The organism is Anaerostipes sp. Marseille-Q3525, from assembly GCF_018223505.1.
Taxonomy (GTDB): domain Bacteria; phylum Bacillota; class Clostridia; order Lachnospirales; family Lachnospiraceae; genus Anaerostipes; species Anaerostipes amylophilus.
Genome location: NZ_JAGTTT010000001.1, coordinates 48,103 through 69,769, shown reverse-complemented (window position 1 = coordinate 69,769; position 21,667 = coordinate 48,103). Strand labels below are relative to the sequence as shown.

Annotated in this window: 26 protein-coding genes and 1 pseudogene; 4 read left to right on the top strand and 23 right to left on the bottom strand. The window is 37.9% G+C overall.

The annotated features are described in order from the left end of the window. Nucleotides 1-15 precede the first annotated feature (15 nt). The 15 genes from rpsQ to hxlA form a co-directional block, all read right to left on the bottom strand. On the bottom strand, nucleotides 16-270 hold the full coding sequence (rpsQ, locus tag KE503_RS00360) for a 30S ribosomal protein S17 (RefSeq protein WP_055197619.1): 255 nt from the start codon (nucleotides 268-270) through the stop codon (nucleotides 16-18). 27 nt (nucleotides 271-297) lie between these two features. Then, nucleotides 298-501 carry a 50S ribosomal protein L29 gene (rpmC, locus tag KE503_RS00355; protein WP_055197622.1) on the bottom strand — a complete coding sequence of 68 codons (204 nt, stop codon included), beginning with the start codon at nucleotides 499-501 and terminating at the stop codon, nucleotides 298-300. After that, on the bottom strand, nucleotides 491-928 hold the full coding sequence (gene rplP, locus KE503_RS00350) for a 50S ribosomal protein L16 (RefSeq protein ID WP_008393397.1): 438 nt from the start codon (nucleotides 926-928) through the stop codon (nucleotides 491-493). The genes rpmC and rplP overlap by 11 nt, the downstream gene beginning before the upstream one ends. Next, the gene (gene rpsC / locus KE503_RS00345; protein ID WP_055197624.1) at nucleotides 928-1,578 is read right to left on the bottom strand and encodes a 30S ribosomal protein S3; all 651 of its coding nucleotides are present in this window, start codon (nucleotides 1,576-1,578) and stop codon (nucleotides 928-930) included. The genes rplP and rpsC overlap by 1 nt, the downstream gene beginning before the upstream one ends. A 16-nt stretch (nucleotides 1,579-1,594) precedes the next feature. Beyond that, complete coding sequence (rplV, locus tag KE503_RS00340; RefSeq protein ID WP_055197626.1) at nucleotides 1,595-1,984, bottom strand: 50S ribosomal protein L22; 390 nt, start codon at nucleotides 1,982-1,984, stop codon at nucleotides 1,595-1,597. A 27-nt stretch (nucleotides 1,985-2,011) separates the two neighbouring features. Continuing rightward, a complete protein-coding gene (rpsS, locus tag KE503_RS00335; RefSeq protein WP_055197627.1) occupies nucleotides 2,012-2,293 on the bottom strand; it encodes a 30S ribosomal protein S19 in 282 nt (93 codons plus the stop codon). Nucleotides 2,294-2,309: 16 nt separating this feature from the next. Further along, the gene (rplB, locus tag KE503_RS00330) at nucleotides 2,310-3,155 is read right to left on the bottom strand and encodes a 50S ribosomal protein L2 (RefSeq protein WP_015530291.1); all 846 of its coding nucleotides are present in this window, start codon (nucleotides 3,153-3,155) and stop codon (nucleotides 2,310-2,312) included. A gap of 180 nt (nucleotides 3,156-3,335) precedes the next feature. Next, on the bottom strand, nucleotides 3,336-3,635 hold the full coding sequence (gene rplW, locus KE503_RS00325; RefSeq protein ID WP_008393404.1) for a 50S ribosomal protein L23: 300 nt from the start codon (nucleotides 3,633-3,635) through the stop codon (nucleotides 3,336-3,338). Further along, nucleotides 3,635-4,255: a 50S ribosomal protein L4 gene (gene rplD, locus KE503_RS00320; protein WP_008393405.1), complete on the bottom strand. Its 621-nt coding sequence runs from the start codon at nucleotides 4,253-4,255 to the stop codon at nucleotides 3,635-3,637. The genes rplW and rplD overlap by 1 nt, the downstream gene beginning before the upstream one ends. A 29-nt stretch (nucleotides 4,256-4,284) precedes the next feature. Continuing rightward, nucleotides 4,285-4,914 carry a 50S ribosomal protein L3 gene (gene rplC, locus KE503_RS00315; RefSeq protein WP_008393406.1) on the bottom strand — a complete coding sequence of 210 codons (630 nt, stop codon included), beginning with the start codon at nucleotides 4,912-4,914 and terminating at the stop codon, nucleotides 4,285-4,287. Nucleotides 4,915-5,030: 116 nt separating this feature from the next. After that, nucleotides 5,031-5,351 carry a 30S ribosomal protein S10 gene (gene rpsJ, locus KE503_RS00310; RefSeq protein ID WP_008393407.1) on the bottom strand — a complete coding sequence of 107 codons (321 nt, stop codon included), beginning with the start codon at nucleotides 5,349-5,351 and terminating at the stop codon, nucleotides 5,031-5,033. 481 nt (nucleotides 5,352-5,832) lie between these two features. Further along, nucleotides 5,833-6,987, bottom strand: coding sequence for a mannitol-1-phosphate 5-dehydrogenase (locus KE503_RS00305; protein WP_055197632.1), 1,155 nt, complete (start codon nucleotides 6,985-6,987; stop codon nucleotides 5,833-5,835). 65 nt (nucleotides 6,988-7,052) lie between these two features. Then, entirely contained in the window at nucleotides 7,053-8,840 is a 1,788-nt protein-coding gene (locus KE503_RS00300) for a PTS sugar transporter subunit IIA (RefSeq protein WP_055197634.1), read from the bottom strand. Between the two features lie 18 nt (nucleotides 8,841-8,858). Then, the gene (gene hxlB / locus KE503_RS00295) at nucleotides 8,859-9,419 is read right to left on the bottom strand and encodes a 6-phospho-3-hexuloisomerase (protein ID WP_055197637.1); all 561 of its coding nucleotides are present in this window, start codon (nucleotides 9,417-9,419) and stop codon (nucleotides 8,859-8,861) included. 16 nt (nucleotides 9,420-9,435) lie between these two features. Further along, nucleotides 9,436-10,065, bottom strand: a complete 630-nt coding sequence (hxlA, locus tag KE503_RS00290) for a 3-hexulose-6-phosphate synthase (RefSeq protein ID WP_055197639.1) — start codon at nucleotides 10,063-10,065, stop codon at nucleotides 9,436-9,438. A gap of 295 nt (nucleotides 10,066-10,360) precedes the next feature. On the opposite strand from hxlA, the gene KE503_RS00285 reads away from it, so the two are divergent. Together KE503_RS00285 and KE503_RS00280 are read left to right on the top strand one after the other, a co-directional pair. Beyond that, nucleotides 10,361-11,122 (top strand): DeoR/GlpR family DNA-binding transcription regulator, encoded by a 762-nt coding sequence (locus KE503_RS00285; RefSeq protein ID WP_212384252.1) that lies wholly within the window; start codon nucleotides 10,361-10,363, stop codon nucleotides 11,120-11,122. 76 nt (nucleotides 11,123-11,198) lie between these two features. Then, nucleotides 11,199-11,903 (top strand): TraX family protein, encoded by a 705-nt coding sequence (locus KE503_RS00280; protein ID WP_212384313.1) that lies wholly within the window; start codon nucleotides 11,199-11,201, stop codon nucleotides 11,901-11,903. 407 nt (nucleotides 11,904-12,310) lie between these two features. Here the strand turns inward: KE503_RS00280 and KE503_RS14935 are convergent. From KE503_RS14935 to acpP, 8 genes and pseudogenes are all read right to left on the bottom strand, one after another. Continuing rightward, nucleotides 12,311-13,976, bottom strand: a pseudogene (locus KE503_RS14935) (acetyl-CoA carboxylase carboxyltransferase subunit alpha). A 20-nt stretch (nucleotides 13,977-13,996) separates the two neighbouring features. Next, nucleotides 13,997-15,364 (bottom strand): acetyl-CoA carboxylase biotin carboxylase subunit, encoded by a 1,368-nt coding sequence (locus KE503_RS00270; RefSeq protein WP_117944468.1) that lies wholly within the window; start codon nucleotides 15,362-15,364, stop codon nucleotides 13,997-13,999. A gap of 14 nt (nucleotides 15,365-15,378) precedes the next feature. Next, nucleotides 15,379-15,804: a 3-hydroxyacyl-ACP dehydratase FabZ gene (fabZ, locus tag KE503_RS00265; RefSeq protein WP_055197651.1), complete on the bottom strand. Its 426-nt coding sequence runs from the start codon at nucleotides 15,802-15,804 to the stop codon at nucleotides 15,379-15,381. A gap of 19 nt (nucleotides 15,805-15,823) precedes the next feature. Continuing rightward, the gene (accB, locus tag KE503_RS00260) at nucleotides 15,824-16,267 is read right to left on the bottom strand and encodes an acetyl-CoA carboxylase biotin carboxyl carrier protein (RefSeq protein ID WP_055197653.1); all 444 of its coding nucleotides are present in this window, start codon (nucleotides 16,265-16,267) and stop codon (nucleotides 15,824-15,826) included. 17 nt (nucleotides 16,268-16,284) lie between these two features. Beyond that, a complete protein-coding gene (gene fabF / locus KE503_RS00255; RefSeq protein WP_081020087.1) occupies nucleotides 16,285-17,529 on the bottom strand; it encodes a beta-ketoacyl-ACP synthase II in 1,245 nt (414 codons plus the stop codon). Nucleotides 17,530-17,541: 12 nt separating this feature from the next. Beyond that, complete coding sequence (fabG, locus tag KE503_RS00250; protein WP_055197655.1) at nucleotides 17,542-18,282, bottom strand: 3-oxoacyl-[acyl-carrier-protein] reductase; 741 nt, start codon at nucleotides 18,280-18,282, stop codon at nucleotides 17,542-17,544. 2 nt (nucleotides 18,283-18,284) lie between these two features. Further along, nucleotides 18,285-19,205, bottom strand: a complete 921-nt coding sequence (fabD, locus tag KE503_RS00245; protein WP_055197657.1) for an ACP S-malonyltransferase — start codon at nucleotides 19,203-19,205, stop codon at nucleotides 18,285-18,287. 113 nt (nucleotides 19,206-19,318) lie between these two features. Continuing rightward, nucleotides 19,319-19,552, bottom strand: coding sequence for an acyl carrier protein (gene acpP / locus KE503_RS00240; RefSeq protein WP_055197659.1), 234 nt, complete (start codon nucleotides 19,550-19,552; stop codon nucleotides 19,319-19,321). A gap of 307 nt (nucleotides 19,553-19,859) precedes the next feature. Here acpP and KE503_RS00235 point away from each other — a divergent pair, with 307 nt between their 5' ends. Then, a complete protein-coding gene (locus KE503_RS00235) occupies nucleotides 19,860-20,798 on the top strand; it encodes an ABC transporter ATP-binding protein (RefSeq protein ID WP_212384251.1) in 939 nt (312 codons plus the stop codon). Beyond that, the gene (locus KE503_RS00230; RefSeq protein ID WP_212384250.1) at nucleotides 20,798-21,664 is read left to right on the top strand and encodes an ABC transporter permease; all 867 of its coding nucleotides are present in this window, start codon (nucleotides 20,798-20,800) and stop codon (nucleotides 21,662-21,664) included. Before KE503_RS00235 ends, KE503_RS00230 begins: the two co-directional genes overlap by 1 nt. Nucleotides 21,665-21,667: the final 3 nt, after the last annotated feature.

The following is a 21,667-nucleotide window of genomic DNA, read 5'->3' as shown; positions in this document are numbered from 1 at the left end:
TCCAACCAAGCAAAATTATTTTGCTCTTTCGATAATTTCAACAAGTCTCCATCTCTTATCTTTAGAAAGAGGTCTTGTTTCCATAACCTTTACTCTATCTCCAATGTTACATTCGTTATTTTCGTCATGAGCTTTTAATTTGTAAGTTCTTTTAACGATCTTTTTATATAAAGGATGTTTTACGTTGTCTTCGATTGCAACTACGATTGTTTTATCCATTTTATCACTAACGACTTTCCCTACACGGGTTTTTCTTAAATTTCTTTCCACAACAAATTCCTCCTTTCGAAATGATTACTAAGCGTTTGCTTTTGCTGTAATTGCACCCTGAATACGTGCAATATTTCTTCTAACTTCTTTAATTCTGCTTGTATTCTCAAGTTGGTTTGTTGCATTCTGGAATCTTAAGTTGAATAATTCCTTTTTCGCAGCTACTAGCTCATTATTTAATTCGTCTACTGACTTATTATTTAATTCTTTTACAAAATCTCTAGTTTTCACTGTTGTCACCGCCTTCTAAAGCTTCACGAGAAACAATCTTACACTTAATTGGTAATTTGTGTACTGCAAGACGTAATGCTTCTTTTGCAATTTCTTCGCTTACACCAGAAATTTCGAACATTACACGTCCTGGTTTAACAACTGCTACCCAATATTCTAAGTTACCTTTACCTTTACCCATTCGAGTTTCAGCTGGCTGAGCTGTTACTGGTTTGTCAGGGAAAATTTTAATCCAAACTTTACCACCACGTTTGATGTAACGAGTCATAGCTACACGGGCTGCTTCGATCTGGTTTGCTGTGATCCATGCTGGCTCAGTTGCTACGATACCATACTCACCGTAAGTGATCTTATTACCGCGTAATGCTTTTCCGCGCATGCTTCCACGGAACTGTTTACGACGTTTTACTCTTTTTGGCATTAACATTATTTATTTCCCCCTTCCTTTTTTGATGGAAGTACTTCACCATGGTAAATCCATGTTTTAACTCCGACTTTACCATATGTTGTATCTGCTTCTGCAAATCCATAATCAATGTTAGCACGAAGTGTCTGTAGAGGAATTGTTCCCTCGCTGTAGAATTCTGTACGTGCCATATCTGCTCCACCTAAACGTCCGGATACAGATGTTTTGATTCCAAGAGCTCCAGCTCTCATTGTACGCTGCATGCAAGATTTCATTGCACGTCTGAAAGAAATACGATTTTCAAGCTGCTGTGCAATATTCTCTGCAACTAACTGAGCATCTTTGTCTGGTCTTTTTACTTCTTTAACATCGATCAGTAATTTTTTGTCTGTCATTTTCTGAAGATCTTTTTTCAGTTCTTCGATGGAAGATCCACCTTTACCGATTACTACTCCAGGTTTTGCTGTATATACGATTAATTTTACTCTGTCGGAAGCTCTTTCGATTTCAATCTTAGAAATTCCAGCATTGTATAATCTTTTCTTTACATATTTTCTGATTTTGTCGTCTTCTACAAGGTTGTCTGCAAAAGCGTCTTCTGCATACCATCTAGAATCCCAATCTTTAATAATTCCGACTCTCAGACCATGAGGATTAACTTTCTGTCCCATGTTTGCCTCCTTCTATCTATCTTTCATCAAGCACTACTGTAATGTGGCTCATTCTATGTTCGATTCTGTAAGCTCTACCCTGTGCTCTAGGTTTAATTCTCTTCATTGTAGGTCCTTTATTTGCATAACATTCTGCAACGTAAAGGTTTGCTGGGTCCATTCCGTTATTGTTTTCTGCGTTAGCGATTGCAGATTTTAATAACTTTTCAATTAATGATGAAGCATATCTTGGATTGTAAAGTAAAATTCCAAGTGCTGTTTCTACGTCTTTTCCTCTGATCGCATCTAATACAAAAGCTGCTTTTGTTGTAGAAACTCTAGCGTTTCTTAATGTAGCTTTTGGTCTAGTATCTTTATTTGCATTTCTCTCTTTTTTGTACTGAGATCTGCTATATTTCTTTGCCATTTATATGGAACCTCCTTCCAAAATTAATTAATTCATTCCGGTTTTCTTTTCCGTTTTCTTATGTCCACGGAAAGTTCTTGTTGCTACAAACTCTCCAAGTTTGTGTCCAACCATATCTTCTGTAACGTATACCGGTACATGTTTTCTTCCATCATGAACAGCGATTGTGTGTCCTACGAATGATGGGAAGATTGTAGAACGACGAGACCATGTTTTAATAACACTCTTGTCTCCTGCTTCGTTCATAGCGTCTACTTTGTTCAGTAAACTCTTATCTGCAAATGGTCCTTTTTTAAGTGAACGAGCCATAAGTTACCTCCTTGTACTATTTAACAGTTTTACCATCTCTTCTTCTTACGATCATCTTGTTAGATTGTTTGTTTTTCTTACGTGTCTTCAATCCAAGTGCTGGTTTACCCCATGGTGTGCATGGTCCTGGTCTACCGATTCCAGTCTTACCTTCACCACCACCGTGTGGATGGTCATTAGGGTTCATAACAGAACCACGGACTGTAGGACGGATTCCCATGTTACGTTTACGTCCAGCTTTACCAATGTTCACAAGATCATGTTCGATGTTTCCAACCTGACCAATAGTAGCGCGGCATACTACAGGCACCATTCTCATCTCGCCAGATGGTAAACGAAGTGTTGCATATTTTCCTTCTTTAGCCATTAACTGTGCTGAGTTTCCTGCGGAACGAACTAACTGTCCACCTTTTCCAGGATGCATCTCGATGTTATGGATTTCTGTACCAACCGGAATATTTGCCAATGGAAGGCAGTTTCCTACTTTGATTTCAGCTTCTGGTCCATTCATAACAGTTGTTCCAACTGCTAATTTGTTTGGAGCGATAATATATCTTTTTTCACCGTCTGCATAAACTAACAGAGCGATGTTAGCTGTTCTGTTTGGATCGTATTCGATTGCAGCAACTGTTGCTGGAATACCATCTTTATCATTTCTCTTAAAGTCAATAAGTCTGTATTTTCTTCTAGATCCACCTCCGCGGTGTCTTACAGTAATTTTACCCTGATTGTTACGACCAGCGTTCTTCTTTAAAGAAACTACCAGAGATTTTTCTGGTGTAGATTTTGTAATAACATCAAAATCAAGTCCAGTCATATGTCTTCTAGAAGGTGTATATGGGTTATATGATTTAATTCCCATGTCAGTCTCCTTTCAAATCTGATTTAATATCACGCTTTTGTTGCGTATAGTTTCATGTCTATCTTATAAGGTAGTTACACTCGACTAAGCATTCAGCTTTCGCTTTCGCTCGGCTTCATTGAGTCTCGGTAACGGCTTTCTCACTAAGTTCATGCTTCGCATTCACTAAGTGTTCAATGCCTATAGTCCTTCGAAGATTTCGATATCTGCACTTTCTTCAGTAAGCTGTACGATAGCTTTCTTTGTCTTTGCAGTTTTTCCAAAAGTCATTCCACGTCTCTTTGTTTTTCCATCATTGTTCATTGTGTTGACTTTTGCTACTTTTGTTCCTTCGAACATTTTTTCCACTGCTTCTTTAATCTGATTCTTAGTAGCAGATGGATGAACTAAAAAAGTATATTTCTTTTCAGCCATTGCGTTCATACTTTTTTCTGTTACAACTGGCTTTAAGATAACGTCATAATATTTAATATCTGCCATTATGCATATACCTCCTCGATATTTGCAACTGCTTCCTTAGAAACAACTACAGTGTCATATTTTAAAATGTCATATACATTGATCGTGCTTGTTAAAGCAGTTTTAACTCCTGGAAGGTTTCTTGCAGATAATACTAAGTTATCGTTTTTAGATCCCATAACCACTAATGCTTTCTTAGCACCAACGCTGTCAAGCATTGCTTTTACGTTCTTAGTTTTGATCTCGTCGAATTTGAATTCGTCGATTACTACGAATTTGTCTGCCTGTACTCTAGATGTTAAAGCAGATTTTAAAGCAATACGTCTTTCTTTCTTGTTTAATTTCTTTGTGTACTCTCTTGGTGTTGGAGCAAATACAACTCCTCCGCCTTTCCACTGTGGAGCACGGATAGATCCCTGTCTTGCGTGACCTGTTCCTTTCTGTCTCCAAGGTTTTCTTCCACCACCGCGAACTTCAGAACGTGTTTTAGCTTTCTGTGTTCCCTGACGGTTATTTGCTAACTGGCTTACTACTGCCAGATGTACTAAATGTTCATTTATCTCAACGCCAAAGATGTTGTCGTTTAATTCTAATTTTTCAACTTCTTTGCCTTCCATATTTAATACAGATACTGTTGCCATCTTATATAGTCCTCCTTTCTTTTAAAGACCTATGCCTTTACTGATTCTTTTAACATTACTAAAGATTTTTTAGGTCCTGGTACAGCACCTTTTACTAAAATAATGTTCTGATCAGCGTCAACTTTTACGATTTCAAGATTCTGAATAGTAACTCTTTCTGCTCCCATTTGTCCTGGCATTTTCTTTCCTTTGAATACTTTGCTAGGATCAGAAGCCATACCATTAGAACCTGCATGACGATGATATTTAGAACCATGGGCAGATGGACCTGATTTCAAACCGTGACGTTTGATACCACCAGCATATCCTTTACCTTTTGATGTAGCAGTTGCATCGATTTTGTCTCCTGCTGCGAAGATGTCAGCTTTGATTTCCTGACCTACTGTGTATTCTTCAGCATTTTCAAATCTGAATTCTCTTACGAATCTTTTTGGTGCAACTCCTGCTTTATCGAAGTGTCCTTTCTGTGGTTTGTTGATCCCTTTTTCTTTCTTGTCAACAAAACCAACCTGAACTGCGCTGTATCCGTCATTCTCTTCTGTTTTTACCTGAGTAACAACACAAGGTCCTGCCTGTAATACAGTAACTGGAGTTAAAACTCCATCTTCGTTGAAAATCTGAGTCATTCCAACTTTTGTTGTTAAAATCGCTTTTTTCATTTTGATTGTTCCTCCTATTTAATCTACAGCGGATTATAACGCTTAACGTTGTAATCATCCTAGACGCTACAAGCTTAAGGGGATACCTCATTTACTCATAACCCTGTAGGGATTACCTATTTGTTTTTCATCTTGATATCGATGTACACACCAGCTGGTACTTCTAATTTAGATAATGCATCAACTGTTTTCTGTGATGGTGTGATGATATCAATCAATCTCTTATGAGTTCTCTGTTCGAACTGTTCTCTGGAATCTTTATATTTGTGAGTCGCTCTAAGAATTGTGATGATTTCTTTCTTAGTTGGCATTGGAACTGGTCCGCTCACCTTAGATCCTGTCTTTTTAACTGTTTCAATAATGCTTTTTGCGCTTGCATCGATTAACTGATGATCGTATGCTTTTAATGTAATTCTCATTACCTGACTTGCTGCCATAAAAAAAGCCGCCTCCTTTTCGTACTATAAATGTTTTTGTAGCACGACAAGTGGTGACTGTACACTCCTCCGTGTGTATCGTGAAATCTACACACTGCGTCTCTATTCCGGACTACACCGGTGTTCAATAGATTGTATATTCGTACAGTGACTTGTCGCCAGTTTTAACAACTTGACATTCGCTCCACGGAAAACCTGCAAAGGCTTTTGCCTCTACAGCAACCTCACGCTTCAACGCTATCAAGGTCACAACATTTGCTATTATATATGATGTTTCAAATTAATGCAAGGGGTTTTTCGATTTTTTTTGCATGTTTTTGATAAAATACAAAATGTAGTGTTTTCTGTATGAGTATTACCGTTTTGGGCACAAGATAATCTTGTTTTTTATGTTTTTTTGCATAAATGAAAACGAGTTCTTTCCTTATTATATATAGAAAGAACTCGTTTTGCAATTTTTATTTTGTTTTGATCGTCTTTTCTAAACCAGCTTGTTATACTCTTCCACGATTACTTTCGTCATTCGATCTTCTGGTTTTAATCCAATATATTTGACAACTGCTGCTTCCGGACCATTCTCTTTGATATAGTTTTGCAGTTCTACTGCCTGTGCATCTTCTTCGTTCTTATAAAACATTGCGCAAGCTGCTCCTTTTAATAGGTAACTGTTGTCTAACCCTAATTCTTCACACTGGATCGCAGGTCCCATGATACGGTCATTTGCAGAGATCTTTCTGATTGGTTCTCTTGCCACTCGTGCGATCGGATCAGATACTCCTGGCGTTGTAAATCTCTTAATGATCATTGAATTCATATATTCTACCAGATCTTCATGTGCAAATCCATAAATTTTTTCAAGTGCTGATGCTGATTCCATAACTGTTTTCTTAACATCCTCAAGCACCTGAGTATCTGCTAATCCTTCTTGTACTGTACTGTATCCTTTTACAAATCCAAAATAGCTTGTAACTGCATGTGCACAGTTTACCATATAAATCTTTCTCTGTAAGAACTTTGCCAGATCATCAACATATTCTGCACCTTTAACTGGTTCTGATTCTGGATCTTCCAACTTGTTTTTCTCAACCGGAAGTTCAAATGCATCTCCAACTTCAATTCCATCTTTTCCATGATGATGCCCATCAAATACCATACGGTCAACTGCTGTGTTAGGGAATACTGCGACTTTGTCCATTTCTTCTTCTGTCATGATTCCTGTTTCAATCATTGCTTTCTTAAGAATGTCAGTTCCCATGATCGCATTTTCACATGCCATAACAACTAATTTCTTGTCATTACTAGCTTCCACTCTTGCTTTTAAACCTTTTGTAATCGTTGGTGCTACTTTTGGAAGGTTTGTTGCCATAACAGATGTTGTTAAGACTTCTGCTTTTGCAATCTCTTTTATGACTTTATCTTCCTGTGTGATGGTGGAATATGCCTCCACCTGATCGATAACTTTTTCTTCATAATCATGATCGATCAAAAACAGACTGTATTCATGTGTTTCATTCACAAGGTCAACTAATGGCTGTACAACGTCTGCAAAAACAATTTTATATCCGCTGTCATGTAATAAATCTGCGATAAATCCACGACCAATCTTTCCTGCTCCAAAATGTACTGCTGTTTTCATGTGTTATATTCCACCTTTCTTTGAATTGCGGCATACTTTTTAATATCCGCATGCCGCATTATTGTTTATAAATTCAATAATTTGATAACTTCTTCTTTTGATGTTGCATTCTTTAATTTTTCAATTACACCTTCGTCCATTAAAGTCTGTCCGATCTTTCCAAGAAGTTCTACATGTTCTTCTCCTTTTCCTGCAACTCCTACAAGAATGTATGCTTTTTCTCCACCAAAATCTACTCCTTCTGGTACCTGTACAAAACAGATTCCTGAGTTTTTGATCGTTTCTTTCGAACTTGCAAGTCCATGTGGAAGCGCTACTCCATTTCCAAGATAAACAGACGCTTCTTTATCTCTCTGTAACATATCCGCCTTGTAACTTTCATCTGTATATCCACCTTTGATAAAAATATCAGCACAAGCTTTGATTGCTTCTTCTTTGTTTGTGTATTTTGCATTTAATACAATGTTATCTTCACAAAATACATCTGGCACATCATGCCCTAACATTCTCTGAATCTCTATAATGATTCTTTCATATTCTGACTGATCCATAAAGTTACTTAATGTAAGAATTGGAATATTCGTTCCTTCCACTGACATCTTTGCACGCTCTTCCAAATTTACATTTGTTACGACTACATCTGCATCTTTCGGAATGTCTGCAACTGCCACGTGTTTAATATCTGGTTTTAATCCGATTTCTTCTAATTTTTTCTTAAGGATCGTAACTCCCATTGCAGAAGATCCCATTCCTGCATCACAAGCAAAGATCACTTTATTTAATTTCTGAATCTTAGCATCTGCTGTTGCAGTCAGTGTTGGTGTTTCTTCTTCCTCATCATGTTTAAATGCTTTTAATACGATAGCTGCTCCTGCAAATGAAATTGCCAATGATCCAAAGTATGCAATCGTATTCACTAACATACATGCTTTTGGAGTCATCATGTAATAGGAAATAACTGATCCTGGTGATACTGGTCCAACAACTCCACCACCAAAGTTTGTCAACACAAATAACGAGAACATATTTCCAAGAATTGGTCCAATGATCGTTAATGGCATTGTCAGGCAGTATGGAAAACATACTTCAGCGATACCACCGAAGAACATGATGATCACAGCTCCTGGTGCTGATTTCTTTGCTGATTTGTTTCCAAAGATTGCAAATGCTAAACTTAATCCTACCCATGCAGCTCCACTTGCTTCTACCAAGAATAAGACAGATTTTCCTGCTTCTGCAGCCTGCTGTAATCCAAGTGGTGTCATGATACCATGGTTGATTGCATTATTTAAGAATAAAATTTCTGCTGGCTGTACAAATAATTCTGTTAATGGTAGCATGTTGTGATCAGTCAAATACTGAACTCCACCTGTCAGTACTGTCTGAATCGCTGTCATGATTGGTGCTACACCAACATAACCGATGATACAAATTACAAATCCGATAATACCAAGTGAAAAGTTATCAACCAACATCTCAAGTCCTGGTTTGACTTTTCCTTCAACAGCTTTGTCAAATGCACGGATACATACTGCTGCAACTGGTCCTAAGATCATACCTGCAACAAGCATTGTAACGTCTGCTCCTACAACTGCTCCCATCGTTGCAAATGCACCGATAACTCCTCCACGTCGTCCATAAATATTAGATCCTGCGGTATAACCGATCAGACAAGGCAGTAAATATGTTAAGATTGGTGATACCAGTTTATTTAAATATGCATTTGGCGCCCATCCTGTATCGATAAACAGTGCTGTTAAAAGACCCCATCCAATGAATACACCGATATTTGGCATAACCATTGCGCTTAACAGCGAACCAAATTTTTGAATCTTTGCCTGTGCCTTTTTCATATATTTTCTCCTTTCAACTTACTCCATGTTTGCATGGCGTTTGAACATTGTTTCTTCTGTTTCTCCAAGAATTGGCATTAAATCCATCACAATGCTGTCGTAAATGAGCCAGCTTAACTGCTCAAATAAATTTCCTCCCGGCTGTTCTGTCACTACATCGCTTGTATGTTCTGCATTTTTCTGTGTTGCTCCTGGAATTGTAACAATTGCGTCTGCCATCTCTCCGATCGCTGCTTCGGGACAGATCGTAAGTGTTGCAACCGTTGCTCCCTGTGCTTTTGCTTTTTCACAATCAGAGACAAGACTTGCTGTTTTTCCTGATCCTGATCCTACGATCAGAAGATCTCCTGCCTGAATGGATGGTGTTGTTGTTTCTCCTACAAAATAAACTGTAAATCCAAGGTGCATCATTCGGTTTGCAAATCCTCTTGCTGCAAATCCTGAACGTCCGGCACCTGCGATAAAGATACGATTTGCTTTCTGACAAAGATCTACAACTTCTTTGATTTCTTCTTCTTTAATCAGTTTACCATATTTGTATAATTCGTTTGTAATAATCTGAAGTGTTTTTGCTTCCATTTCTTTATCCTCCTGACTATTTATTAATAATATCATAAATTGCTTTTGCAGCTGCTACCGGATCTTCTGCATGGTTGATTCCACCACCTACGATGATTACTTCTGGATCTAATTTCTTGTAGTCTTCTAATGTCTTTTCATTGATTCCACCAGCTACAGATACGATAGAATGTTCTACACACTGTTTCATTTCTGCTAATTTCTCAAGTGGTGTGATTCCAACTGCCTGCTGGTCAACCCCTACGTGAACTCCGATAAAATCAACTCCGACTGCTTCGATTTCTTTGACACGTTTTGGTACATCTTCGACACAGATCATATCAACCATTGTCTGTTTTCCATATTTCTTCGCTGCTTTTACACATCCTTCGATTGTTAATGTATCTGTCACACCAAGTACTGTACAATAATCAGCTCCTGCTTTAAATGTTTCTTCTGCTTCGTATTCTCCAGCATCCATAATCTTTGTATCAGCTAAAATTTCGCAATCTGGATATTTTTCTTTGAAGATTCTAACTGGTCTCATTCCTTCTTCGATAATAAATGGTGATCCTACTTCTATGATGTCTACATAAGGATGAACCTTATCTAATAATACTACTGCCTCGTCTAATGTGATATCGTCTAACGCTAACTGTAATTTCATGTTTCTTTCCTCCTAAATAAAACCTTTTATGTTACGTTGTTTTGTTGTTCCTTTCGATGGCTTTATATTAGCACTGTTTGTGGCAACTTGCAACCTTTATTTTGTTATTTTACACATTTTAGTTGTTTTTTACAAATTATATTGGCTATTTTTGTGCATCTTTCCTATTTATGAGTTATGTCATTTGTTTTTTACACATTTTATTGCTGTTAAATTTGCATTTTTACAATTTGTCACTGTTATTCACTTATAAAATGTGGTAAAATACATATATATTATGAAGGAGGTATGGAAAATGGCTCGTTTAAATGCCCATGACAGGCAGTCACAGATTATAGAATTATTGAATAATAATGGTTCTATAAAAGCAACTGAACTTGCAGATTATTTTTCTGTTTCCAGAGAAACGATCCGAAGAGATTTAAATACATTGAGTGAAAATGGTTCTATCAAAAAAGGATTTGGTGGTGCGATCGCTATGAACGATTTCACAACACTTCCTATTGATTCACGTTTATTAGATGAACATGATGCGAAGAAAAGAATTGTGCAAAAAGCTTTATCATTTATTCCAGATCACGGATTTATCTTTCTTGATACTGGAAGTACTACTTTAAGTCTTGCTTTACAATTAAAAAATTTATCTGGTTATACGATCATCACAAATTCAATTCCTGTATTAACCACTCTCATCGACAGTAAAAATCATTTAATCTTTCTTGGTGGGGAGTGTGATTCTGAAGTTATGGCAAGTGTTGGTGTACAGGTCATTGAACTTTTAAAGACTTTAAGAGTTGATATTGCTTTTCTAGGATCAGCAGGATTCGAACATCATCATGGACCGGCAACGAATGCATTTGCAGATGGTCAGATTAAATCATGTGCAATATCATGTTCGCAGACAAGTATCGTATTATCCGACAGCAGAAAGGCAAAATATTCTTCTTTCCAGCAATATGCTTCTTGGAGTGATATAGATTATCTGATCTCAGATACAGATTTTCCACAAGAAACTGCCTCACAGTTGCAAAAATCCACAAATGTGATCCTTGTGTAAACAAAATGAGGATTGTATTAAACATTTTGATGATCAAAAAAAGAATATCTAGCAACAGAGATCGGAGGTAGGAGCCATAAAAACTAAAATTAAAGTATTATCAGGAGCACAATTAAAATACATTGCATTTTTATCAATGCTGATCGATCACACAAATAAAGCGTTGATCTATCCAAATTTAAATGGTGGCCGATTGAATACAGTTAGTGACATATTTGACATTATCGGGAGAATTGCATTTCCAATCTTTGCATTTTTACTTGTAGAAGGTTTTTTTAAAACAAGAAGCAGGGCTAAATATCTTGCAACTTTATTAGTATTCGGGGTAATTTCAGAAATTCCTTTTGATCTGTTTACAACAAAGCAATTTTTTGAACCAAACTGGAATAACATTATGTTTACGTTAGCACTTGTACTTGTTACAATTTGGATGATCGACGTGTTAAAAAAGAAAATGGAGAAGTTTCCTAAGATATTATGGTTTCTCTTGTCATTTGTGATCCTGGCGGTCATGTGCCTGATTGCTGCCATTCTCAGCCTTGACTATGATTATCATGCAATTTTAATTGGATATTTTTATTATATTTTCCATGGAAGGGAACTTATTGCAATTCCATTTAATTTCTTATCCATGTATAAAGAACCATGGGCACTTCTTGGATTTGGATTGGTACTTACGTATAACGGAGAACGTGGAAAACAGAATAAGCTGATCAATTATTTATTTTATCCTGTACACATGTTGATACTTGGACTGTTGAGAATATACTTAGGAATATAAGCAGAAAAAAATAGTTAAATTTGTAAGGTGGTCAACTGCAGTCTTTCAGTATATGATAAAAAATAAATAAGCAACCAATACCGTATAACATACACTCTGTGTAGTGATTTGAATAGTGTTCCGTTGTATGAGTCAGAAAGAAGATAAGAAGAAATATTTATAAGAAAAAAGGGTGACAACATGAGCACTTTTTGAATGCGTTTTTTACAAATTCGCAGCGCCCTGTGGTCGATTGTTTGAACGTAGCTGCGGGCATTTTGGCTCGCAGCAAGTGAGTTATCGAAGGAACAGGCGCGGATCAGCGATTTGTAAAAAACGCTTTCAAAAATGCGGAGTGTCATCCCTTTTTCTTATAAATATTTCTTCTTATCTTCTTTCTGACTCATACATGCAACACTACCTACAAATCAGAATTTTCGAAATCTCTGATACCTCTGTTCCACCAATTCTTCCGGCGTCATCTTATCATATTTCTCAATAAATCCAAGTATCATCTCTTTCATCTGCTCAGAAATATCTAAAATATTATCAATACTAACCGGTTCTGGCTCTTCAATCACCTGTTCGATCACACCTAATTCTTTTAGATCGTTCGCTGTGATCTTCATAACCTTAGCTGCCTCAGAAGCTCTGTTTCCGTCTTTCCAAAGAATTGCTGCAAATCCTTCTGGGGATAAAATGGAATATGTAGAGTTCTCTAAACTCCATACTTCATTACCAATAGCCATTGCTAAGGCTCCACCGCTTCCTCCTTCTCCGATCATGATGGAAAGGATTGGTACTTTGATATTTGACATCTCGAATAAGTTTCTTGCGATTGCTTCTCCGACTCCGCCTTCTTCTGCTTCAATTCCACAGAATGCTCCTGGTGTGTCTACAAAGAGGATGATCGGACGGTGAAATTTCTCTGCCTGTTTCATCAGTCTTAAGGATTTTCGATATCCTTCTGGTGATGGCATTCCGAAATTTCGTCTGATATTTTCTTTGGTTGAGCGTCCTTTTTGTTGTCCGATGACTGTGACTGGTCTTCCGCCGATGGAAGCTAAACCACCAACGATTGCTTTGTCATCTCCAAAATAACGGTCTCCGTGTAAGGACATATATCGTTCAAAAATCGTAGAAATATAATCAAGACTTGTTGGGCGTTCTGCTGATCTTGAGATCTGCACTCTTTCCCATGGGGTAAAATTACTGCTCATATTCACAACTCCTTATGATCGTTACCAGCACTTTTCTTAATTTCTTGCGCTCTACGATCTTATCTACAAATCCATGTTCTAACAAAAATTCTGCTCGCTGGAATCCTTCTGGCAACTTCTGTCCGATCGTCTGTTCAATGACTCTCGGTCCAGCAAATCCGATCAATGCTCCTGGCTCTGCTAAGATAACATCTCCAAGCATTGCAAAACTTGCTGTAACACCTCCAGTTGTAGGATCTGTTAATACTGTGATATATAATAATCCTGCTTCATCATGGCGTTTCAATGCTGCGGATGTTTTTGCCATCTGCATCAGAGATACGATTCCTTCCTGCATTCTAGCTCCACCAGAGCATGTGAAAATGATGATCGGTAATCTCATCTGTGTTGCACGTTCAACTGCTCGTGTGATCTTCTCACCAACAACTTCTCCCATGCTTCCCATCATGAAATCTGCTCCCATGACTGCGATCACAACATCTTTTCCTAAAATCTTACCTTTTCCTGTAACGACTGCTTCATCAAGATTTGTTACAGAACGTTGACGTTCCAGTTTATTTTTATATCCTGGGAAGTTCAGTGGATCGCTTGTATCCATCTTTGCATCCCATTCTTCAAAAGTATCTTTATCTAATACCATGGCAATTCTTGTCTTTGGACGAATTCTGAAATAACTGCCACAGACTGGACATACATAATCATTTTCGATCAGATCCTCATTATATACAGGCTTTCCACAGCAGTTACACTTCTGGAATAATCCTTCTGGTGCCTGAAATTCAAGGAGCGTATCCTTTGCTTTTCGTACACGTTCTGCCTGTTTTACTTCCTGAGGTGATAATGTCCTTTTCTTAAACATATCTTTTAATGACATGATACTCACCTTAACTTTCTTTATTTAACTTCATTTTCAGACTGATGTTTTTTCTGAAAACGTTCAATAAATCCTGTATCAACATTTCCTTCGATGAAATCTTCATCATTGATGATCTCATACTGATAATCGATATTTGTCTTCACGCCTTCTAACACAAGTTCTCCTAATGCATTGCGGAGTTTTCTTAGTGCAAGTTCACGGTTCTTATCATACACGATCAGTTTTGCGATCATGGAATCATAGTATGGCGGAATCTTGTATCCTGCGAATAATGCAGAATCAATCCTTACTCCCTTTCCTCCTGGAAAATGCACATTTGTCACAGTTCCAGGGCTTGGACGGAAATCATGTTCTGTATCTTCCGCATTGATCCTCACTTCGATCGCATGTCCATGCACATGAACATCTTCCTGAGAATATGTCAGATGTTCCCCTGCTGCGATACGGATCTGTTCACGGATCAGATCGATTCCTGTAACCCATTCAGTCACTGGATGTTCTACCTGAATTCTTGTGTTCATCTCGATAAAATAGAAATCTCCGTGTTTGTCACGTAAGAATTCAATTGTTCCTGCACTGTAGTATTCTGCTGCTTTCGCTGCTTTGACTGCAATCTCACCCATCTTCTTTCGCTGTTCATCACTGATAGCTGGAGATGGTGATTCTTCGATCAGTTTCTGATGTCTCCTCTGGATGGAACAATCTCTTTCTCCAAGATGGATCGTATTTCCATATTTATCTGCAAGGATCTGGAATTCGATATGTCGTGGATCTTCGATATATTTTTCAATATACATTGTTCCATCACCAAATGCATTCTCTGCTTCTAACTTCGCTGTCTCAAAAGTATGTACGAAGTCTTCAGAGTTATAGCAGACACGCATTCCCTTTCCGCCACCACCTGCGGAAGCTTTGATCATGACTGGGTATCCCATATCATCTGCGATCTTCTGTCCTTCTTCTGCTTCATATACAGCATCTTTTGTACCAGGAACTACAGGAACTCCTGCATCCATCATCGTCTTTCTTGCTGCGGATTTGTTACCCATGCGGTCAATGATCTCTGCAGATGGACCAATGAATGTAATATTACATTTCTCACACATTCTTACAAATTTACTGTTTTCTGACAAAAATCCAAATCCTGGATGGATCGCATCCGCTCCGACTGCCATTGCAGCCCCAAGTACACGTTCCATGTCAAGATAACTGTCTTTGGCAGGTGCTGGTCCGATACAGACTGTCTGATCTGCCAATTGGGCATGGAGTGCGTCTTTATCTGCCTCAGAGCAGATTGCAACGGACATGATATCCATCTCACGGCATGCACGAATAATACGAACCGCGATCTCTCCTCTATTTGCAATTAAAATCTTCTTAAACATTTAAGAAACCCTCTCTATCCAATCATAAACGTAATCTCTGCAGATGCTACTTTCTTTCCATCTACAGTTGCTGTCCCTTTTGCAACACCGACTGGTCCTTTGACTTTGATCATCTCAACTTCTAATGTCAGCACATCTCCAGGAACAACTTTTCCTCTGAATTTTGCTTTATTGACTCCGCCTAAGAATGCGATCTTTCCTTTATATTCATCAGCAGAAAGTGCACATACGGCTCCTGTCTGTGCTAACGCTTCAATGATCAGTACTCCAGGCATAACTGGTTCTTGTGGAAAATGTCCTGCAAAAAATGGTTCATTATATGTCACACATTTTTTACCAACGATACGTTTTCCTTCTTCCATCTCCTCAATGCGATCCACTAATAAAAATGGACTTCTGTGAGGGATTGTATTCATAATATCTTTAATATCCATTACCATAATAAATATTCTGCCTTTCTTACTGGATAACCATTAATGGCTGACCATATTCAACCATCTCGCCATTCTCAACTAAAATAGCTGCAACTGTTCCATCGTATTCGCTTTCTACTTCGTTCATAAGTTTCATTGCTTCAACGATTCCAATAACCTGTCCTTTTTTAACTTTGTCTCCAACGGATACGAATGGTTCTGCTCCTTCTGATGGCGCTGCATAAAATGTACCAACAAGTGGTGCTTTGATCTCATCTCCGTAGAGGACCTCTTCCGGCTGTTCTTCACTCTGCTCTGGCATGATCGCTGCATTCTGTACTGGAACTCCAGCAACAGATGCATCAACTGTTGCGATCTTAGCTTTTTTCTTAGCGATTCTGATTGAAAATTCTTCATTATTATATTCAAATTCATCGACATTTGCAGCGGATACTGCAGCGATCAATTCTTTCATTTCTTTGACTTCCATGTAAGTCTCCTTCTAAATTAATCTTCAAATTTCTTCACAAGAAGTGTTGCGTTATGTCCTCCAAATCCAAGGGAGTTACTCATAGCGTAATTTACCTTGCGGTCTGTTACTGGCTCTAATGTATAATCAAGATCACATTCTTCATCTGGAACTTTTAATCCAACTGTTGGATGAATGTAATCTTCTTCGATTGATTTGACACATGTGATAAATTCGATTGCACCAGCTGCTCCAAGTCCATGACCGATCATAGATTTTGTAGAGCTGATCTTCACATCATATGCATGTTCTCCTAATGCTTTCTTGATCGCTTTTGTCTCAAATAAATCATTTGCATGTGTGCTTGTTCCATGTGCATTGATATAATCTACTTTATCTGGTGTGATCTCAGCTTCGTCCATTGCAAATACCATGGCTCTTGCTGCACCTTCTCCGTCTTCGCAAGGAGATGTGATATGATATGCATCACTTGTTGCTCCATATCCAACAACCTCTGCTAAAATATTTGCTCCTCTTGCCTGTGCATGTTCAAGACTTTCTAATACAACGATTCCTGCCCCTTCACCGATGACAAATCCATCTCTTTCTTTGTCAAATGGGATAGATGCTCTCTCTGGATCATCAGATCCGCTTAATGCTGTTAATGCTGCAAATCCGCTGACTGCTACTTCTGATACCGCTGCTTCTGTTCCACCAGCTACCATCACATCTGCTTCTCCAACCTGAATAGATCTGTATGCTTCACCGATTGACTGTGTTCCTGTTGCACATGCTGTGACAACATTGATACTCTTTCCACGAAGTCCGAATGCAATAGATACATTTCCTGCTGCCATATTAGAAATCATCATTGGAACCGCCAGAGGTTTTACTCTGTTTGGTCCTTTCTGATCAAGAAGTCTTGTTGTCTTTTCGATCATCTGAAGGCTACCAACTCCACATCCTACAGAGACACCAATTCTTGTTGTATCTTCTTTCTCAAGGTCCAATCCTGCATCTTCAATTGCTTCCTTTGATGCAGCAACAGCATACTGTGAAAATAATTCCATACGTCTTGCTGCTTTTGGTTTCATATAGTCTTTTGCATTGAAGCCTTTAACTTCCGCTGCCAAATGTGCTTTATATTCTGTCGCATCAAAATATGTAATCGGTGCAAATCCGATCTTCTGCTCCTTGACACCACTCCAAAATTCTTCCACGCTGTTTCCGATCGGTGTGATCGCACCCATACCAGTTACAACGACACGTTTCATGTTCTTCATATAAAAACTCCTTTACATTCCCATTCCGCCATCAACACTGATCGTCTGGCCTGTAATATATGCTGCCTTGTCAGATGCTAAGAAAGCAACTGTTTCTGCAATATCTTTTGTCTGTCCCATTCTCTTTAACGGAATACTTGCTAATAAATTCTCTTTGACATCTTCTGGCAGTACGTCTGTCATCTCTGTTTCGATAAATCCAGGTGCGATCGCATTGACCGTGATTCCTCTGGAACCTAATTCTCTTGCAAGAGATTTTGTCATACCAATGATACCAGCCTTAGATGCACAGTAATTGACCTGTCCTGCATTTCCCATGACCCCGGATACAGAAGACATATTGATGATATGTCCAGATTTCTGCTTTAACATGATTCTTGAAACATGTTTCATACAGTTAAATGCACCTTTTAGATTTACTTCGATGACTTTATCAAATTCTTCTTCACTCATTCTCATGATCAGGTTGTCTTTTGTGATTCCGGCATTATTTACCAGAATATCAATTGACCCAAATTCTTTCTTTACAGAAGTGATCATCTCTTTCGCAACATCAAAATCAGAGACATCTCCCTGATATGCTTTTGCATTACCGCCTGCTGCTTTGATCTCTTCTACTACCGCTTCTGCTTTATCTTTGGAACCGCAATAATTTACGATCACAGTTGCTCCATATCCTGCAAGAGTTAAAGCTGTTTCTCTTCCAATTCCGCGGCTTGCACCTGTTACGATTGCAACTTTTCCACTTAACATGATTACATGATCTCCTTTAATTTCTCTAAATCTTCTACTTTCGCAATGTTGATTGCTTTGACACTACGGTCGATCTTACGCATAAATCCACATAATGTCTTTCCTGGGCCGATCTCTACAAATGTATCTGCACCATCGGCGATCATCTTCTCAATAGATTGTTCCCAGCATACAGAAGAATAAACCTGTCTTCCAAGCAGTTTCTTGACTTCATCTTTGTTTGTGATAAATTCTGCTGTTGTATTGGATACATATGGTACCTTTGGATCATTTACTTCGACATCTACTAATACATCTAATAATTTCTCTCCCGCTGGTTTTAACATTGGAGAATGGAAAGGTCCGCTGACTTTCAGTGGAAGTACTCTCTTAGCCCCAGCTTCTTTTAATGCATCTCCAGCTTTCGCTACTGCCTCTGATTCACCAGAAATAACAATCTGTCCTGGACAGTTATAGTTTGCGATCGTTACGATTCCTTCAACGTCTGGTAAAACTGCTTCAATCGCTTCTTTTTTCATTCCAAGAACCGCTGACATTGCTCCTTCTCCTGCTGGAACAGTATCCTGCATAAGAATACCTCTCTGTCTTACCACCTTCACGGCATCTTCAAAGCTCATAACATCAGAAGCCACCAATGCACAGTATTCTCCAAGACTTAATCCAGCTGTCAGATCAGGCTTTAATCCCATTTCTTCGATCTTCTTTAAGATTGCGACACTTGCAGTTACCATAGCTGCCTGTGTATACTCTGTAATATTGATATCTTCATTCTCTTCAAAGCAAAGTTTCTTTACATCAATATCCAGAACTTCATTCGCTTTGTCGAAAATCTCTTTGCTGCATGCAAAAGAATCATAAAAATCCTTTCCCATTCCAACATACTGCGCTCCCTGTCCCGGAAACATAAATACGATTTTACCCATTATCTTTACCTCGTTGATCTATTCGTTCTTAAATAATTAGTTTGATATTCAAAATATTTTCTTCAAAAAATTGACTTATAACAGGAATGTTATAAGTCAATCTCACAATTTCTTTAGTCTTCTACACCTTTGTCTTTTAAGTAGTTGATAACATCACCAACTGTATTTAATTCTGCAAGATCATCAGATGGGATCTCAACATCATATTCTTCTTCTAATGCCATAACTAATTCAAACAAATCTAATGAATCAGCATCAAGGTCATCTTTGAAAGATGCTTCTAAAGTAACTTCATCTTCGCTTACGCTTAACTGATCCGCAATGATCTCTTTCATCTTCTCTAACATAATTATTCTCCTTCACACTCTAATTAGTTTGATTCTCAAAGTATACATTCTTCTAATGTCTTCTGTCAAGTTCTCTTGTAAAATTACTTCTATATTATACGAAACTATACATAATTATGCAAGTCTATCATTACCATTCCGTGCATCTTTTACGAAACATTTTCATATTATTCTGTATACTCTATACCAATTGCGTTTTTCACAAAATCTCCATATTTTAAACACAAACTATTCAGACTTTTATCACAGTTTGATTGGTTTTTTCCAATAAAATAAGGTTCAGCTATTGCAAAAGGAGGACAACATTTTGATAGAAGTAAAACATCTGACCAAAAAATATGGCACGCATCTCGCTGTGGATGACTTGTCATTTACAATTGAAAAAGGACGGATTTACGGTTTTCTTGGACCAAACGGAGCTGGTAAATCCACGACTATGAATATTATGACCGGATATATCGGTGCAACAAGCGGAGAGGTTATCATCAATGAGCATAACATTCTTGAAGAACCTGAAAAAGCCAAAAAATGCATCGGATATCTTCCGGAAATTCCACCATTATATCTTGATATGACTGTTTCGGAATATCTGCATTTTGTAGCAGAATTAAAGAAAATTCCGAAAACTGACCGTGATTCTCAGGTCTTAAAAGTTATGGAACTGATCAAACTTGTTAGTATGAAAGACCGCTTGATCAAAAATCTTTCCAAAGGTTACCGCCAGAGAACAGGACTTGCTGCCGCAATTCTTGGTTTCCCTGATATTATCATCTTAGACGAACCAACCGTTGGGCTTGATCCAAAACAGATCATCGAAATCCGTGAACTGATTCGTACACTTGCCAAAGATCATACAGTGATCCTAAGTTCTCATATTCTTGCGGAAGTGCAGGAAATCTGTGACGATATTTTGATCATTTCCAAAGGAAAATTAGTTGCAGAAGGAAGTCCTGAGCAATTAGAAAATTTAACTCATGGAAAAGAATCTGTTGAACTTACCATTCAGGCAGATCAAGTTTCTGTAAAACAGATCCTTTCTGATATTTCTGGCATTGATGATATCAGCTGGCTGAATATCAATGAAAACAGTTGTCATATTCAGATCAATACAAGCAACGATACGCAGGAATTATGTGCGGATCTCTCTCTTGCATTTGCACAACAGAAAATGCCTGTGACACAGATGTTTGTAAATAAGGCAACTCTGGAAGATATTTTCCTTGAATTAACTGGAGGTGAAAAATAATGCTTGCTATCTACAAAAGGGAAGTCCGTTCCTATTTTAATTCCATGATCGGATGCGTATTTGCTGCATTCTTAACGATCATTGGCGGTGTATATTTTATGGTTTATAACCTTTACAGTGGTTATCCATTTTTCGCCTACTCTTTAGCGGGCGTTATTTTCATGTTACTGATCTCTGTCCCTGTTTTATCTATGAAATCATTTGCAGAGGACCGAAAAAATAAAACAGACCAGTTATTATTAACTTCTCCTGTTTCACTTGTTGAGATCGTATTAGGAAAATATTTTGCTATGGTAACTGTATTTGCAATTCCATGTATCATTTACTGTATTTTCCCACTGATCATCAAACTTCAAGGAAATGCACATTTATTAGTTGATTATTCTTCTATCCTTGCATTTTTCCTGCTTGGATGTGTGTTTATCGCAATTGGAATGTTTTTATCTTCCCTCACTGAAAGCCCCGTGATCGCAGCGATCAGTACTTGTGCAGCGTTATTTTTCTTCTATCTGTTAGATAATCTGCTACAGTACCTTCCTACTAGTGCCATCAGTAACCTTGCGATCTGGATCATCGTATTTATCTTGATCGGCTTGCTGATCTATCATATTACGAAAAATCAGATGATCGCTGGTGTGATCACAGGTATTGGTATCATTACTGGTGTGATCATTTATTTTGTGAAAAAGACATTGCTTGAAAATCTGTTTTCCACACTTTTAGGGCACCTTGTATTAACAGATATCTTTTATAATTTCTCACAGAATTATATTTTTGATATTGGAGGACTTCTGACTTATCTGTCGCTGATCGTCCTTCTGGTATTTTTGACTGTACAAACATTTGAGAAAAGACGTTGGAGTTAGGAG

Excerpts from the sequence above, each read along its gene's own strand:
- KE503_RS00270 (WP_117944468.1), bottom strand. The coding sequence starts at position 15,364 with ATGTTTAAGAAGATTTTAATTGCAAATAGAGGAGAGATCGCGGTTCGT.
- hxlB (WP_055197637.1), bottom strand. The coding sequence starts at position 9,419 with ATGGAAGCAAAAACACTTCAGATTATTACAAACGAATTATACAAATAT.
- fabF (WP_081020087.1), bottom strand. The coding sequence starts at position 17,529 with ATGAAGAACATGAAACGTGTCGTTGTAACTGGTATGGGTGCGATCACA.
- acpP (WP_055197659.1), bottom strand. The coding sequence starts at position 19,552 with ATGTTAGAGAAGATGAAAGAGATCATTGCGGATCAGTTAAGCGTAAGC.
- rpsS (WP_055197627.1), bottom strand. The coding sequence starts at position 2,293 with ATGGCTCGTTCACTTAAAAAAGGACCATTTGCAGATAAGAGTTTACTG.
- KE503_RS00230 (WP_212384250.1), top strand. The coding sequence starts at position 20,798 with ATGCTTGCTATCTACAAAAGGGAAGTCCGTTCCTATTTTAATTCCATG.
- fabZ (WP_055197651.1), bottom strand. The coding sequence starts at position 15,804 with ATGGTAATGGATATTAAAGATATTATGAATACAATCCCTCACAGAAGT.
- rplC (WP_008393406.1), bottom strand. The coding sequence starts at position 4,914 with ATGAAAAAAGCGATTTTAACAACAAAAGTTGGAATGACTCAGATTTTC.
- hxlA (WP_055197639.1), bottom strand. The coding sequence starts at position 10,065 with ATGAAATTACAGTTAGCGTTAGACGATATCACATTAGACGAGGCAGTA.
- rpsC (WP_055197624.1), bottom strand. The coding sequence starts at position 1,578 with ATGGGACAGAAAGTTAATCCTCATGGTCTGAGAGTCGGAATTATTAAA.
- KE503_RS00300 (WP_055197634.1), bottom strand. The coding sequence starts at position 8,840 with ATGAAAAAGGCACAGGCAAAGATTCAAAAATTTGGTTCGCTGTTAAGC.
- rplP (WP_008393397.1), bottom strand. The coding sequence starts at position 928 with ATGTTAATGCCAAAAAGAGTAAAACGTCGTAAACAGTTCCGTGGAAGC.
- KE503_RS00305 (WP_055197632.1), bottom strand. The coding sequence starts at position 6,987 with ATGAAAACAGCAGTACATTTTGGAGCAGGAAAGATTGGTCGTGGATTT.
- accB (WP_055197653.1), bottom strand. The coding sequence starts at position 16,267 with ATGGAAGTCAAAGAAATGAAAGAATTGATCGCTGCAGTATCCGCTGCA.
- fabD (WP_055197657.1), bottom strand. The coding sequence starts at position 19,205 with ATGGGTAAAATCGTATTTATGTTTCCGGGACAGGGAGCGCAGTATGTT.
- KE503_RS00285 (WP_212384252.1), top strand. The coding sequence starts at position 10,361 with ATGGCTCGTTTAAATGCCCATGACAGGCAGTCACAGATTATAGAATTA.
- rplW (WP_008393404.1), bottom strand. The coding sequence starts at position 3,635 with ATGGCAGATATTAAATATTATGACGTTATCTTAAAGCCAGTTGTAACA.
- fabG (WP_055197655.1), bottom strand. The coding sequence starts at position 18,282 with ATGTTAAGTGGAAAAGTTGCAATCGTAACAGGTGCAAGCCGCGGAATT.
- rplB (WP_015530291.1), bottom strand. The coding sequence starts at position 3,155 with ATGGGAATTAAATCATATAACCCATATACACCTTCTAGAAGACATATG.
- rpsJ (WP_008393407.1), bottom strand. The coding sequence starts at position 5,351 with ATGGCAGCAAGTCAGGTAATGAGAATTACATTAAAAGCATACGATCAT.
- rplV (WP_055197626.1), bottom strand. The coding sequence starts at position 1,984 with ATGGCAAAGAAATATAGCAGATCTCAGTACAAAAAAGAGAGAAATGCA.
- rplD (WP_008393405.1), bottom strand. The coding sequence starts at position 4,255 with ATGGCAACAGTATCTGTATTAAATATGGAAGGCAAAGAAGTTGAAAAA.